This is a genomic window from Streptomyces sp. NPDC001770 (assembly GCF_053596135.1).
In genome coordinates this window covers 1-13,787 of record NZ_JBSFFN010000009.1, presented here as the reverse complement: position 1 = coordinate 13,787, position 13,787 = coordinate 1, and the positions used below count along the sequence as shown (strand labels likewise).

General features: G+C 71.9%; 13 protein-coding genes. 8 read left to right on the top strand and 5 right to left on the bottom strand.

Annotation, left to right across the window (positions count from 1 at the left end):
* Positions 1–61 precede the first annotated feature (61 nt).
* The 3 genes from ACWCSV_RS10525 to dhaL all read left to right on the top strand — a co-directional run bounded on the left by ACWCSV_RS10525 (position 62) and on the right by dhaL (position 2,612).
* Positions 62–712: an endonuclease gene (locus tag ACWCSV_RS10525; RefSeq protein WP_451140552.1), complete on the top strand. Its 651-nt coding sequence runs from the start codon at positions 62–64 to the stop codon at positions 710–712.
* A gap of 174 nt (positions 713–886) precedes the next feature.
* Positions 887–1,885 carry a dihydroxyacetone kinase subunit DhaK gene (locus ACWCSV_RS10520; protein WP_451140550.1) on the top strand — a complete coding sequence of 333 codons (999 nt, stop codon included), beginning with the start codon at positions 887–889 and terminating at the stop codon, positions 1,883–1,885.
* A 52-nt stretch (positions 1,886–1,937) separates the two neighbouring features.
* Positions 1,938–2,612, top strand: a complete 675-nt coding sequence (dhaL, locus tag ACWCSV_RS10515; RefSeq protein ID WP_451140548.1) for a dihydroxyacetone kinase subunit DhaL — start codon at positions 1,938–1,940, stop codon at positions 2,610–2,612.
* Positions 2,613–2,628: 16 nt separating this feature from the next.
* Here dhaL and ACWCSV_RS10510 read toward each other — a convergent pair whose 3' ends face one another.
* Positions 2,629–3,417 (bottom strand): restriction endonuclease, encoded by a 789-nt coding sequence (locus ACWCSV_RS10510; RefSeq protein WP_451140546.1) that lies wholly within the window; start codon positions 3,415–3,417, stop codon positions 2,629–2,631.
* Positions 3,414–3,623: a hypothetical protein gene (locus tag ACWCSV_RS10505; RefSeq protein ID WP_451140544.1), complete on the bottom strand. Its 210-nt coding sequence runs from the start codon at positions 3,621–3,623 to the stop codon at positions 3,414–3,416. The genes ACWCSV_RS10510 and ACWCSV_RS10505 overlap by 4 nt, the downstream gene beginning before the upstream one ends.
* 494 nt (positions 3,624–4,117) lie before the next feature.
* Between ACWCSV_RS10505 and ACWCSV_RS10500 the strand changes: the two genes are divergently transcribed.
* Positions 4,118–5,725: a hypothetical protein gene (locus tag ACWCSV_RS10500; RefSeq protein ID WP_451140542.1), complete on the top strand. Its 1,608-nt coding sequence runs from the start codon at positions 4,118–4,120 to the stop codon at positions 5,723–5,725.
* A 480-nt stretch (positions 5,726–6,205) separates the two neighbouring features.
* Here the strand turns inward: ACWCSV_RS10500 and ACWCSV_RS10495 are convergent, their stop codons facing one another.
* The gene (locus tag ACWCSV_RS10495; protein ID WP_451140540.1) at positions 6,206–6,892 is read right to left on the bottom strand and encodes an HAD family hydrolase; all 687 of its coding nucleotides are present in this window, start codon (positions 6,890–6,892) and stop codon (positions 6,206–6,208) included.
* A 571-nt stretch (positions 6,893–7,463) separates the two neighbouring features.
* Here ACWCSV_RS10495 and ACWCSV_RS10490 point away from each other — a divergent pair.
* Positions 7,464–8,150 carry a ScbR family autoregulator-binding transcription factor gene (locus ACWCSV_RS10490; protein ID WP_451140538.1) on the top strand — a complete coding sequence of 229 codons (687 nt, stop codon included), beginning with the start codon at positions 7,464–7,466 and terminating at the stop codon, positions 8,148–8,150.
* Between the two features lie 135 nt (positions 8,151–8,285).
* Here ACWCSV_RS10490 and ACWCSV_RS10485 read toward each other — a convergent pair whose 3' ends face one another.
* Positions 8,286–8,912 carry a class I SAM-dependent methyltransferase gene (locus tag ACWCSV_RS10485; RefSeq protein ID WP_451140536.1) on the bottom strand — a complete coding sequence of 209 codons (627 nt, stop codon included), beginning with the start codon at positions 8,910–8,912 and terminating at the stop codon, positions 8,286–8,288.
* 275 nt (positions 8,913–9,187) lie between these two features.
* Here ACWCSV_RS10485 and ACWCSV_RS10480 point away from each other — a divergent pair, with 275 nt between their 5' ends.
* Positions 9,188–9,868 carry an AroM family protein gene (locus ACWCSV_RS10480; RefSeq protein ID WP_451140534.1) on the top strand — a complete coding sequence of 227 codons (681 nt, stop codon included), beginning with the start codon at positions 9,188–9,190 and terminating at the stop codon, positions 9,866–9,868.
* Positions 9,869–9,884: 16 nt separating this feature from the next.
* Here ACWCSV_RS10480 and ACWCSV_RS10475 read toward each other — a convergent pair whose 3' ends face one another.
* Complete coding sequence (locus ACWCSV_RS10475) at positions 9,885–10,667, bottom strand: IclR family transcriptional regulator (protein WP_451140532.1); 783 nt, start codon at positions 10,665–10,667, stop codon at positions 9,885–9,887.
* 249 nt (positions 10,668–10,916) lie between these two features.
* Between ACWCSV_RS10475 and ACWCSV_RS10470 the strand changes: the two genes are divergently transcribed.
* The gene (locus tag ACWCSV_RS10470; RefSeq protein ID WP_451140530.1) at positions 10,917–12,593 is read left to right on the top strand and encodes an OPT/YSL family transporter; all 1,677 of its coding nucleotides are present in this window, start codon (positions 10,917–10,919) and stop codon (positions 12,591–12,593) included.
* A gap of 56 nt (positions 12,594–12,649) precedes the next feature.
* Positions 12,650–13,714, top strand: a complete 1,065-nt coding sequence (locus ACWCSV_RS10465; RefSeq protein WP_451140528.1) for an S-methyl thiohydantoin desulfurase domain-containing protein — start codon at positions 12,650–12,652, stop codon at positions 13,712–13,714.
* Positions 13,715–13,787 lie beyond the last annotated feature (73 nt).

The window sequence follows — 13,787 nt, the reverse complement described above, 5'->3', positions numbered from 1 at the left end:
CCGAGCCACCGTCCTCCTCTCCGCGCGTGCGTGCCCGTGCGGAGAGGTGGACGGTGGAGGCATGGGCGACCGGAAGACCCTACGCCTCCTCCTCGACACGTACGGACGGACGTACGCCGACGAAACCGGCATCCGCTTGCGGGACACGCCTCAGCCCCTGTACCAGCTCCTGGTCCTCAGCCTGCTGCTCAGCGCGCGCATCCGTGCCTCCGTCGCGGTGGCCGCGGCGAAGGCGCTGTTCGCGGACGGCATGCGCACCCCCCGGCGGATGGCCGACGCCACCTGGCAGCAGCGTGTCGACGCGCTGGGCGAGGGCGGCTACCGGCGGTACGACGAGCGGACCGCCACGCAGCTCGGCGACGGAGCGCGGCTGGTCCTCGACGACTGGGCCGGTGACCTGCGGCGGCTGCGCCGGGAGGCGGACGGCGACGCGGAGGCGCTGCGCGCCGGAGTGCGGCGCCTGCCCGGGCTGGGGCCGGCCGGGGCTGACATCTTCGTACGCGAGGTGCAGGCCGTCTGGCCGGAGACCCGTCCGTACGTCGATGCCAAGGCGTTGCAGGGCGCGGAACGCCTGGGCCTGCCCACCTCCGCCGACGCCCTGCTGCGCCTCGCCCCCCGCGGCACCGAACCGGCGGTACTCGCCGCGGCACTGGTGCGCGCGGCGCTGGACAGGCACGCCGCCGGGTCGATAGGGCTGTCCGCCGGGGCGTGATCCGGCGTACGGCGCACAGGAGTGATCGATCGTGCTGCTGTGCGCCGTCACGTAATGGGCTGAGTTTGTCTCTGCGAGTTGCCACATCGGGCACCTCCCTTCAGCATGAAGTGACCTGTCTGGAGGGTCGTCTCACCCGGCCGCACAAGGCCCCGGGACGAAAGGGCGCCACGTATGGCCGCGTACTTCGAGAACAGCACTGACGACCTGGTTCCGAACGCGCTGGCCGGCTTCGCCCGGGCCCATGCGGATCTCGTCGTCCACGACGTGGAGAACGGCTACCTCGCCGCTCGCCACACCGCACCGTCCCGCCGTGTGGGACTGCTCTCCGGCGGTGGGTCGGGGCACGAGCCGATGCACGCCGGGTTCGTCGGCGCGGGCATGCTGGACGCCGCCTGCCCGGGCCGGGTGTTCGCGTCGCCCCACAACCGGCAGGTGTACCAGGCCTCGCTGGCGGTGGCCCGCGCGGAGGGCGTCCTGCACATCGTGAAGAACTACACCGGCGACCGGATCAACTTCGGTATCGCCGCCGAACGCCTCGCGCACCGGGACGTCCCCTGCGCCCGTGTTCTCGTCGACGACGACCTCGCGTCCGACTCCGAGGACATCGCCGCCGGGCGGCGGGGCACGGGCGGCACGGTGCTGCTGGAGAAGATCCTCGGCGGCGCCGCCGACACGGGTCTCGGCCTGGACGAACTGGCCACGCTCGGGGCGGCGCTGGCCGGCCGCTGCCGGACGCTGTCCGTCGCGTCCACCGCGCACACCGCACCCACCACCGGCCGACCGGCGTTCGAACTCGCGGCCGGGGAGCTGGAGTACGGCGTCGGCATCCACGGCGAGCGCGCCGACCGCACGCGCAAGGAGGGACCCGTCTCCGCCCTGGTGGAGGAGATGACGGACTCCCTGCTGGCCGCGATCCGTCCGGGCCCGGAGGAACCGGTCGTGGCGCTGGTCAACGGCCTGGGCGCGGTCACTCCGCTGGAGCTGTACGGCATCTTCGGCGAGCTCGGCCGGGTACTGGACGACCGGGGTGTCCGTCTCGCCCGCCATCTCGTCGGCGACTACGTCACGGCCCTGGACATGCGGGGGTTCTCCCTCACTCTGCTGGTGGCCGATTCCCGGACGCTGGGCTACTACGACGCACCGGTGAGGACCGCGGCACTGCGCTGGTGAGCGGTGACGGGGACATCGGTGACCGGGACGCGTGGAACTGAAGGAGAACGCCATGGCGACAGCTTTCGACAGCACGTTCACGAGCGGCTGGATGGACCGGTTCGCGGCTTCGGCCCATGCCACCGAGACCGAGCTGACCACGCTCGACCAGCAGGTGGGCGACGGCGACTTCGGTGTGAACCTCAGCGCCGGAGTACGGGCCGCGCAGCGGCTGCGGAGCGAGGGCGGCATCCCCGGTGAGGGCGATCCCTCGGCTCCCCTGGGGAGCACGGCCAGCGCCTTCCTGGACGAGATCGGAGGCACCAGCGGTCCGCTGTTCGGGCTGCTGTTCCAGGCGCTCAGCGCGGCCGTCGCGGCGGAGGGTCCGGCCCTCACCACGGCGGGTCTCGCCGCGGGTACCGAGAACGGCCTCGCCGCGATACGCCGGGTGGGTGACGCGAAGCCCGGCGACAAGACCCTGGTGGACGCGCTGACGCCGGCCGCCGAAGCACTGCGGGACGCCCCGGACGGCACCCCGCCGGACCGCGCGCTCGCTCTCGCCGCCGATGCCGCCTGGCAGGGCGTGCGGGAGACGGCCGCGCTGCGGGCGCGGATGGGCCGCGCCAGTTATGTCGGCGAGCGCGCGTCCGGCATACCCGATCCGGGAGCCGTGGGCGTCGCCCTGCTCTTCGCCTCGGCGGCCGACACCATACGCTCGCTGGGACCCCATCTGCGGATCACCGGTTGAGCGGACCGGACGGCCTTCAGGAGAGCGAGGTCGGCCTGCGGGGCGGCGGGACGGCCCTCAGCAGCTCCCACAGGGGGCGTGAGCCGGACGCCCACACGGCGAGGGTGTGGCGGTCGACCACGTGCAGGCGCTGTTGTTCGGCGAAGGCCACGGCGGGTGCGGTCACCCGGCCGTTGGTCACGATCACGGCGACATCGGCTCCGTGCACCTGCCGGGCGGTGCCGTTGAGTACCTGCAGGTCGGGCGTGCCCACCGCGGAGCCGGAGAGACCACTGCGCCGGTGCTTGCACTGGATCACCCAGCGCCGCCCGTAGGGGTCGGTGGCCTTCACGTCGGCGCCCAGGTCACCGCCGCCTCCCACCCGGACCGCTTCCCGGCAGCCGTCACGCCGCATCAGGTCCCGTACCGCGTCCTCGAACTGGCAGTGGTGCAGGGCGTCCAGGTGGGGAAGCCCGTACCGCGGCCCCTGCCGGCGGACCGCCTCCCCTCGCGAGCGCCGCCGCCTGCGGTGGAGCAGCCCACCGGCGGCCGACCCCGCGAGCGCGCCGAGGACGACCAGCACCCACCCGTGCGCCGACAGCCGGTTCACCACGGCCACCAGCAGCGCGACGCAGAGGACCGCGCTCCCGGGGGATCCGGTCAGCCGGTCCCCGGTACGCCGGCGCCCCCGGCCCGGCCTCCGGGCAGTCGACCGCCGAGCGCCCGACCGCTGAGAACCCGACCGAGCCGGACCGGGCCCGCGGGGGGTTCGCCGCGTCGGCGGACGTCCGGTCACCGTCCGGCTCTTCCGCGCGCGGGGGCTCATCGGCCGGCCTGCCCGAAGCCGCCGACGAGTTCGCCCGGGAAGTCCAGGATTCCCCTGCCCACCGGGGTCGGAGCGATCAGCACCCCGAGCGCCAGGACGATGACCACGGTGAACCTCTCGTCGAGCCGGCTCCGGGCCTCCGTACGCCGCCGCAGCCCGAACAGGACGGTGACCGCGAGCAGCACAGCCACATTGATCGTCAGCAACCGCCGAACCTCCCACAGAACACGAACGCCGCCCGGGGGACGGCGGGCCCGCCCCCGCGTCCTGTGTAGCCGGAGCCCGGAGTCGGCGGGGACGCGTTGACGGCGAATGGCAGTAAAGCGATCTCCTTGGCCGGAATATGCGGCACCGTTTCGGCGGGCCCCGCCGGCGCCTGCCCTGCCCGGTGGTGGCCGTTCACGGTCTTTCGTCGTCGTTGGTGGCCGTTCACGGTCTTTCGTCGTCGTTGGTGGTCGTTCGTCAAGGCGGCCGGAGCGAAGCACGCATTCGAAAGAACGGACGAACCTCGCGCGTGTACTGGCACCCGGCGGTACCTGGCACGGACGATCCGGCCGCGCGCGCCCAAGATCGCGTGCACCTGGTGGAGTTCCGGGGTCCTGGGGCCGTACTGCCACGTACGGTGGGTCCGTTGCCGTGCCCGTCCTCCGTGACAGGTACGGCGACAGGCAGTTGGAACGGCGGGGAAGGAAAGAGCGGGATGACGAAGGCGGCCAGCGGACTGGACGAGCGCGTGGTGGGACGCAAGTGGACGGTGCGCGTGGACGCGACCGGCTGCAGCGGTACGACGGTACGGGTCACCTGCAGCCGGCCGTCCTGCGCCGAGCAGCGCCTGCCGACGACGCCCGAGGGACGTGCGGCGGCGGTCGCGCATCTGAGGGCCCACCTCAAGGCAGCCGTCGGACCCCGGGCCCACGCGTACTGCGCCTGCAAGTCCGAGGACTGCGGCGCGCACATCCGTCCCGCCGTCGGCCGGTACGAGCACGCGCAATCCTGGCGTTGCGGCGGCGCGGTCGTCCTGGCCGTGGTCACCGACCGGGAAGGCCGCTGGTGGCGTGCGTTGGAGTGCTGCTCCCGCTGCGCCGCGGCCACACCGGGCACGAAGATCGTCGCCACCGCTGCAGCCGTCCACCTCCCGACGGCGAGCGCTTCGGGCGCGACCGTCTCGACGACGGCCGCCCCGCAGGCCGCCGCGCATGAACGCCCTTCGATGGCCGCGCAGTTCTCCCACAGTCCCGCGTCCGGGTCCTCTCCCGTGCCGGAGTCCGTATCCACGCCCGCGCCCCGGCCCGGCCCCCGGAAGGTGCCGAAGCCCCGTCCCACGCCCCGTCGCCCCCAGGGGTACGAGAAGATCGCGCAACGGGTCATCCCCCATGACCTGCGCCCGGTCGTCCTGCGTGACGAACTCGTCGAACTCGGGCACATGTTCCGCGCCTACCAGAAGCGAACCGAACCCGATCTGGCACTGCTCGCGGACCTCCACATGCGGAAGGCGCAGGCCTTCATGACCTGGTCCGACGTCACCGGGGACGTCACCCTGCGGCTGGAGGCCCAGCGCGCCGCGCACGCCGCCACCGCCGCCCGTCTCCAGCACCAGCAGCGCACCGGCGCCAGCGCGGACGGTGAAGGTCCGACGGTGGAGCGGTTCCTGGTCGGCCCGGCGCAGTGGACCAACGCGCGCTCGGTCCTCGCGCACCTGGCCGACCACGCCCCGCTGCCCGGCGCGGAAGCACGCCTCCTGACGGTGATGCTGACCCTGCGCACCGCGCACACCGGCAGCGGCAATGTCGTCGGGCAGGATCTCAACGCGTTGAACCTGACCGATCCGGATTGCCTGCTGGCGGAGTTGGCCGAGTGCGGCTGGCTGTCCCTTCCCGGCGCCGCGGGTGACATTCTCGCCGCCCGGCCGGAGAACCCCGTTCCCGTCACCGTCCCGTCCCTGGTGCCCAGTGCCGACGGTACGGGCCCGCTCACGTTCGGCAGGAAGATGCGCCCCAAGCTGAGTGGGTGGGCGCAACGCGTCGTCTCGGACAAGAAGCTCCGCAAGTCGAAGTCCTCGCCCGCCACCCGGATGCTGGCCCTGACGCTGGCCGCCCGGACCAGCTTCGACGGGCGGCTCGGCGCCGACGGCGAAGGCGTCGATCTGGAGGACGTCACCGCCTGGTGCCCGGTGGACCGGGATGAACTTCCCGCGCTGGTGGAGAAGTTGTCAGCGACGAACTGGCTGGCCGAGGTCTCCCTCACCGACACCGGTATCACCGGACGGGTGGCGGAGCGCATTCTGCCGCTCACCTGCCCGTACCCTTGAGGGCTTGCAGGGAATCGAGGTGTTGCTTCCCTGCAAGCCCTTGGAGGACACCCCGCTCGAATCCGCATGACAGGCGGCCTTCGAGCGCCCCCGCTCCCACATCACCGCAAGGGGAACGCCGCCTGCTCATGCCAGTTCTCGCCGTCACAGACCAGGAGCTGAACCGACGCGACGTGCGCGGTGACCGGCAGACGTCCGGCGAGGTCGGCCTCGATCTCGTCGAGTACACCCCGCTCCTGTCCATGGGCAACCGTCAGGTGCGGAACGACCTCGGCAAACCGGCCCCCGCAGGGCGGAACCTCCGACCACCGTTCGCAGACGACCCGGGGGCGGTATCCATGGGCCGTGCCCCGGGAGAAGCACCCGGGGCACGGCTCCGCCCGCCGCCGCGGGACGGGTGCGACGGCACGGGTGCCGCCCCGTTCTGCCGGGGCGGCACCCGCACGGTGGACCCGGTGGCGGGCCGTCGTCCGCGGGTTGTCAGTCCTCCCCTGCGATGCGCGTCTGCGCCCAGGCCACGAGGTCCGGATCGGCGAGGTTCGCGACCCAGGAGTCGGCGTGCTCCGCACCCGGCCCGTCGGGGAACGGCCCGGTGCCGAGCACGCGGAGGCCGGCCTTCCGCGCGGAGACGATGCCGGTGACGGAGTCCTCCACGGCGAGCGCCTCCTGCGGGGGGACCCCGCAGAGTCCGGCGGCGACCGTGTACACGTCCGGATGAGGTTTGGGCCGTACGCCGTCGCCCGCGACGACCACATGGTCGAAGTGGCCGAGCAGGCCGGCCCGTTCGAGGCTCGACTCCACCATGTCGAGGGGGCAGTTGCTCGCCACCGCCAGCGGAAGGTGCCGGGCGGCCAGCCGTACGAGCGCTGTCGCGCCCGGCATGGTGACCGGGTCGTCGGCGACCAGTGCCGTGAAGTGTCTGAGCAGGCTGTCCGTCATGTCGTCGACGAAGTCGGGTTTTCCGCACTCCTCGGCCATGAGGGCGCCGCACTCGGTGTAGTGGACGCCCTTGGCCCGTTCGGCGAAACCGGCCGGGGGCCGGAGGCCGAACTCGCTGAAGACCCGCTGACGGGCGTCCTGCCAGTGACTCTCGGTGTCCATGAGGGTTCCGTCGCAATCGAAGACGATCGCCGACGGGGACCAGGAGAAAATGCGATGAGCTGTCATTTCTCTGCCGTTCTCGGAGAGCGCGCCGACCCCGCCCGGTCGGCGGGTGCAGTGACATAAAGCCGCGGGAAAGGCGCACTCGACTGCTGAGATCGCGATGGCGAAACGATCTCGGTGAACACACGCGAAGGCGAACGGTGTCGCCTCCCGGGCACGCCGCGACGGACGGATTTCCGCCTTGTACGAGGTGAGCCCGAAACATCGTAGGGACTACGTTAATTTCGGGATCTCGCGCCCCGCAATCACTACTTCGAGTGTTTGACTGCCGATCACGGCCGGAGCGACCCCCCGGAAGAACACCGCGCCGAGCCATCGAAAGAGCGGCATCTCACCCCTCAACCGCACTCAATGCAAGGCAAGTTGAGCAATCGGGAACCATACGGGCGGGTGGTGCGCACGGACGCGGCCGTCGGCCCGACTGCGAACCGGTTTACGAATTAATCAATGCCGCCCACGCACGGGCACAGTCGAAGAATAATAAAATCTCCGCGTGTCGAATCTCCGGCACCGGACCCCAGGGCGCAACTCTGCGTCCTACGCGGTCAGACATGCGAGCGAAGGCAGAACACCCGTGCAGGACCGAGCGCAAGCAACCAGGAAAGTTCTCCTGGAATCCGCGGCACACCTCTTTGTCGAACAGGGATACGCGGGCACCAGCATCAATGAGGTCGGTGACCGTTCGGGCCGGACCAGTGGAGCGATCTACTTCCACTACTCCAGCAAGGAGAAGCTGGCGCTCGCGGTCGTCCGCGCGCAGTTCGCCAGCTGGCCGCAGCTGAACGCCCGGTACACCGCCCCCGGCATCCCTCCGCTGGAGAAGCTGGTCGCGCTCAGCTTCGATGTCGCCCACACCCTGCGCGAGGACGTCATAGCCCGCGCCGGCGCCCGCCTGTGGAACGAACGCCGCAGCATCGACGCGGCCGTACCCGCACCGTTCGCCGGCTGGACCGCCGCGGTGACGCGGCTGCTCGCCGAGGCACGGGCGCGAGGCGAACTCGCCGGCGGAATCGACCCGTCAAGCACGGCCACCACCCTCGTGTGCTCCTTCTTCGGGCTCTACACCCTGACGGACGAGGTGGCGGGCGAGCGTGAGCTGGGGGCCCGGCTGAACCAGTGGTGGCTGCTGGTCCTGGGCGCGTTGCAGGCCCGGCCCGACCCGGCCGCCCTGCTCGCCCGCGTACGCTCGCGCCTCGCGGTGAACGGCGTTCGCATCCCGCCGAGGACGCGCCGAAGGGAACCTTCGGACGCGGCCCCGTGACCTGGTTGCCGGTTCGCCGGTTCCCTCGTCTTCCGGACCAGGTGGGAGCGGGAGACCCCGGACCCGGTGGGAGCGTAAAGACCCCGCTACGCGCCGCGGGCGCGACTTCTCCGCCGACGCCGGAACGGCGCGGACTCACATGGCGGGACGGGAGTGCACGCTGACGGCATATCCGCAGCCCGGGACGTAGGCGTCGCCGCTCCACGTGGCGTAGCGCTGCCGCAGGGTCAGGCCGGCCTCGGCGCACCAGTGGTCGAATTCCTCGATGGTCACCGGCGGTTCCGGCAGCGGCAGGTGTGCCGCGTCCAGCCCCATTCCCGTCACCAGCAGGCCGCCGGGGCGCAGCACGGCGGCCAGCTGCCGGACGACTGCCTGTTCGGTGCCGGAAGCCAGCAGGGGGATGACGTTTCCGGCGGCGAGCGCCAGGTCGAAGCGGGGATCCAGTCCGAGGGTGCCCAGTTGGGCCAGGTCGCCGAGGAGCCACTCCTGCGCAGGGGCCTCGCGGCGGGCGACGGCGAGCATCGAGGGATCGACGTCCACACCGGTGCAGTGATGGCCCAGTTCGGCGAGCCGGATCGCGATCCGGCCGGTGCCGCAGCCCGCGTCGAGCACGCGGGCTGCGGGCTTCAGCAGTGCGTCGCAGAAGGCGGCCTCGCCGTGGATGTCGTGGCCTGATTCGGCGAGCCGCGCGAAACGGCGGGCGTACTCCTCTCCGGCCTGACCGCCGGTCAGTTCCGCCCAGCGGTCTTGTTGCCCAGTCATGTTCGGTGCGCCTTCCGGTCGGCCCGTCCAGCGGAGCGCGGACGGAGTCGTCGTGAATTCTCGCAGTGCCCCGAGGGGCACGGACGCCCGACGCCGGGCGAACCGGACGCGCCCCGCGCCGGCCGGACCTGGAGCCCGGCGCGCGGACGATCTCCTCGCGACGGCCGCGCGGGGACGGGCCTCTTCCGATCAGGTCTACCGCTCACCGACGCATGCGGCTAACGTTTTCCGGAACCCATGTCCATTATCCGGAACTGCCGGAAGAACGAGGCACCGTGCGCACCTTGACGTTTCTCACCATCGGTCAGGCACCACGCCCGGACCTGTCCGGCGCCATCGAGGCGCACCTGCCGCCCGCGACGCGCGTGCGGCACGCCGGCGTGCTCGACGGCCTGACCCGGGCGGAGGCCGAAGCCCGCTTCGGGCCGGTGGACGGCGGGGCGACGCTGCTGAGCAGGCTGGCCGACGGCGGCCCGGTGACTCTGGACGCCGCGGCCGTCGGGACGGGTCTGCAGACCCGCGTGGACCAGGTGGAGGAAGAGGGCGCCGATGTCGTGGTGCTGCTGTGCACCGGCGTGTTCCCCGGGCTCCGGACCCGCCGTGCGCGGCTCGTCGAGCCGGACGTGCTGGTGACGGGGTATGTGACCACCGTACTGCGGGGCAGTCGGGTCGGGATGGTCGTACCGCTGCCCGAGCAGGTGCCCGAGGCCCGCGAGAAGTGGCGGGCCGTCACCCCGGCGCCCCTGTTCGCCACGGCCTCGCCGTACGCCGACGACGTCTCGGCCCTGTGCGACACGGCTCTCGCCCACCTGGAAGCGGGCGCGGGCGCGCTGATGCTCGACTGCATGGGCTACGGGGACCGGCACCACCGGGCGCTCCGGGCGGCCGGTGTCACCGTGCCGGTCCTCACACCGGGTGCGGTGGTGGGTGCGGCTCTCGGACCGCTGCTGAGCTGAACGGCACTCCCGCCGTTCAGCGGGTGACGTCGCTCTCCGCGTAGCGCAGCCAGTACGGGTCGCCGATGCGCTTGCCGACGCGCAGGGCGGCGTCCCGTACGGCCCGGCCGAAGCGCGCCTCGTTCTCGTCGCGCAGTTCGGGGGCGGGCAGCGCGATCCCTATGCCGAAGACCTGGCCCGTGTCCCCGTCGAGGACGGCGGCGGAGATCCCGGCGACGTTGGGCACGTACTCGCCGCGCGAGGACTCCCAGCCGTCGGCGCGCACGCGGGCCAGGCAGGAGACCAGCTCACCGGGGGTGCGGGGAGCCGTGCCCGTGCTCTGTTCGAGGCGGGGGTCCAGGAGCCGCAGCACCCGCGGGTCGTCGAGGCGGGAGAGCAGCGCGCGGCCCATGGAGCTGGCGTAGGCGGGCGCCCTGGTGCCCGCCGGCGTGTATGCCTGGAGTGCGCCGACCGTGCCGATCCGCATGTGGAGTACGAGCGACTCGGCGCCGTCGAGCACGTCGACGTACCCGGTGTATCCGATGTCGGCGACCAGCCTGGCCAGCTCCTCCTCCAGGAGGGAGGCGGTGCTGCGCGAGACCCGGAAGTGGTACGAGGCCTCCATGACGAGCTCACCCGGGCGGTAGGCGCGGCTCATCGGATCGCGGTCGAGGAAGCCGTACTCGGCCATCATGCTCAGCGTCCGCGACACCGAGCTCTTGGGCAGGTCCAGCGCCCCTGCGACGTCCGTCACGGTCAGGTCGCGCTGCAGGCGCGCCATCAGGCGCAGGACGTCGCGCGCGTTGGCGAGTGTGCTCACCGGTTTCCGCCTCCCCCGAGCTCCCCCGAGTCGTGTCGTCCGATCGTAAGGGGCGCCGGACCTCCTGCGTGACCGCCCCTCGTCCACTGTCGCGGACTGCCCGCATGTCGAGAAATCCGGCTTCTCCCTTGACGGCCGAGTGCGCCGTATGGATGATCCAGAGATCTACATATTAAGACCTGGTTCCGGATTATGGAACCTTTCGGTGGCCGCAACAGTCCGCCGCCCGATCAGGAGCACGGGAGAACCATGAGTACCGACGCCGCTCCCCAGGCCGTCACGGACACTTCGCACACCTCGGGTGATGCGCACAGCGCCGGCGAGGCACGACGCCATCCCCGCGCCCTCGCGCCCGGCAATCTGATCCTCACCGTCGTGCTCAGCGTGTTCGGCGCCGTGGTGGGCGTGCAGCTGCTCGCCACCCTCGGCGTCACCCCCAGCACCTCGCTGATCGGGGCACTGGCCGCGATGACGCTCGCCCGGGTGCCGCTCGTCTGGTTCCGGGGTTTCCGCTCGGTGCACGCCCAGAACCTGGCGCAGACCAGCATCTCCTCGGCCACGTTCGGAGCCGCGAACAGCCTTTTCCTGCCGATCGGGATCCCGTTCCTCTTCGGGATGGACAACATGATCGTCCCGATGCTGATCGGGGTCTCCGCCGCGATGCTGGTCGACGCCTGGCTGCTCTACCGCATGTACGACACCCCCGCCTTCCCCGCGAAGAATCCCTGGCCGCCCGGGATCGCAGCCGCCGAGGCCATCAAGGCGGGCGACGAGGGCGGCCGTCGCGCCAAGGTGCTCGGCCTCGGGCTGCTCACCGGGATGGCCGGAGCCGCGTTCGCGCTGCCCATGTCGGCCTTCGGCGTGGCGCTCATCGGCGGGTTCGGCGCCATGGCCGCCTTCGGTGTGGGCCTGCTGTTCACCCAGTACGCCGACCCGCTGTTCGGCCTCGACCTCAACGCGATGTATCTGCCGCACGGGATGATGATCGGCGCCGGTCTGGTCGCCCTGGTCCAGGTCGGCCGCACCATCGTCAAGACCCGGCGGAGCACGGCGGACGAGTCCCGGACCGCCCGCGCGGCCATGACGGCCGACGCTCCGGAGGACACCCCGGACGGCGCGAAGCGCCTGGGCCGCTCGATGCGCCTGGGCTTCGGCGCCTACCTGGTGATCTCCGTCCTGCTGGCGTTCGGCACGGGTGCCGCCACGCACATGAGTCCGGGCATGCTGATCGGCTTCCTCTTCTACGCCACGGTCGCCGCGTTCCTGCACGAACTGCTCGTCGGAATCGCCTCCATGCACTCCGGCTGGTTCCCCGCCTTCGCGATCGCCCTGATCACGCTGCTCCTGGGCATCCTCATCGGCTTCCCGCCCGAGGCTCTCGTCGTTCTGTCCGGCTTCACCGCCGCGACCGGTCCGGCCTTCGCCGACATGGGGTACGACCTCAAGGCGGGCCACCTGCTGCGCGGGGAGAACGCCGACCCGGCCTTCGAGCTGGAGGGCCGCCGCCAGCAGCTGATCGCCGCGATGATCGGCTTCGGCGTCGCCATCGTGGTCGTCGTCGTCTCCTACCGGATGTTCTTCGACAACGGGCAGACCGCCCCGATCGACGCCGCGTACGTCGCGGCTATCAAGGCGGGCCCGTCCGTGGAGACCGCCCAGCACCTCGCCCTGTGGGCGATCCCCGGCGCGCTCGTGCAGCTCGTCGGCGGCTCCAGGCGCCAGCTCGGCATCCTGCTCGCAACGGGCCTGCTGATCACCACACCGATGGCCGGCTGGATGGTCGCCGCCGGCATCGCGGTCCGGATCCTCGCTCCGCGCGTGCTCGGACCGAAGGCCAAGGAAGACCTCGACGTCTTCGCCGGCGGAGCCATCGCCGGTGACGCCCTCTACTCGTTCGGCAACGGCCTGTTCAAGGCGGCCAAGTAGCCGGACGCCCGCTCGTCCTTTCGTACGTACCGCACAGAACCACCCTGGGAGACCCCGTGAAGCGACAGCTGACCCACGACGACATCCGCGCGGCCGTGTACGGCGGTGCCGTACTGGGCGGAGGCGGCGGCGGGTTCGTAGAGCGGGGCCTGCGCACCGCCGAGCTGGCCCTCCAGGTGGGCGCGCCCGAGCTGTGGACCGCCGACGAGTTCCGGGCCGAGGACCTGACCGCGACCGTCGCCCTCGTCGGCGCTCCCGCCGCGCCCGACCCGCAGGTGCTGCCGACCCACCTGCTGCGCGCGCTGGAGCTGCTCCGCCGCGACCTGCCGGGCGAGCTCGTCGCGATCCACACGAACGAGAACGGCGCCGAGACCACGATCAACGGCTGGTTCCACGCGGCGATGACCGGTCTGCCCGTCATCGACCTGGCCTGCAACGGCCGTGCCCACCCGTCGAGCGTGATGGGCGCGATGGGCCTGCACCTGGTGGACGACTACCGCTCCAGCCAGGGTTACGCGGGCGGCAAGCCGTACGCCTATGTCGAGGGCGCGGTCTCCGGACATCTGGAGGCCACCTCGAACGTGGTCCGGCGGGCCTCCGTCGAGGCCGGCGGCTGGGTGGGCGTCGCCCGCAACCCGGTCGGCATCGGCTACGCGGTGAAGAACGGCGCCCCCGGCGCCATCGGCTTCGCCATCGAGCTCGGCCACCGATTCCTGGCGGACGGCCCGGTCGGCGCCGCGCAGCACCTCGGCGGCGAGATCGTCGCGAAGGGGCGTGTGCGCGAGTACCGCTGCGAGCAGCGCGAGGGCCTGGACGTGGGGGTCGCCGTCCTCGACGACGCCGACGGCACCACGCTGCACTTCGTCAACGAGTACATGGCGCTCGACCTGGCCGGCGGCCGCCGGGCCTCCTTCCCCGACCTGATCACGACGTTCGACGAGGCGGGGCAGCCGCTCGCCTCCGCCGACGTCGCGGTCGGCGAGCAGGTCAGCGTCCTGGTGGCCCCGGCCGCGAACCTGCTCCTGTCCACGACGATGTACATGCCCGACGTGTACGCACCGGTGGAGTCGTTGCTCGGCGTCGCGTTCGCCCCCGAGTCGCGGGTCCTCGCCGACGCCTGAGCGGGGCTGTCGGACACGACCTCTCGTGTCCGACAGCCCCCGGGACGCGCGGCGGCCGGACCCCCCTCGGGTC

What these genes read in the sequence shown, in the direction of transcription:
- dhaL (WP_451140548.1), top strand. Translation starts at nt 1,938, where the DNA reads ATGGCGACAGCTTTCGACAGCACGTTCACGAGCGGCTGGATGGACCGG.
- ACWCSV_RS10495 (WP_451140540.1), bottom strand. Translation starts at nt 6,892, where the DNA reads ATGACAGCTCATCGCATTTTCTCCTGGTCCCCGTCGGCGATCGTCTTC.
- ACWCSV_RS10470 (WP_451140530.1), top strand. Translation starts at nt 10,917, where the DNA reads ATGAGTACCGACGCCGCTCCCCAGGCCGTCACGGACACTTCGCACACC.
- ACWCSV_RS10520 (WP_451140550.1), top strand. Translation starts at nt 887, where the DNA reads ATGGCCGCGTACTTCGAGAACAGCACTGACGACCTGGTTCCGAACGCG.
- ACWCSV_RS10500 (WP_451140542.1), top strand. Translation starts at nt 4,118, where the DNA reads ATGACGAAGGCGGCCAGCGGACTGGACGAGCGCGTGGTGGGACGCAAG.
- ACWCSV_RS10525 (WP_451140552.1), top strand. Translation starts at nt 62, where the DNA reads ATGGGCGACCGGAAGACCCTACGCCTCCTCCTCGACACGTACGGACGG.
- ACWCSV_RS10510 (WP_451140546.1), bottom strand. Translation starts at nt 3,417, where the DNA reads ATGAGCCCCCGCGCGCGGAAGAGCCGGACGGTGACCGGACGTCCGCCG.
- ACWCSV_RS10485 (WP_451140536.1), bottom strand. Translation starts at nt 8,912, where the DNA reads ATGACTGGGCAACAAGACCGCTGGGCGGAACTGACCGGCGGTCAGGCC.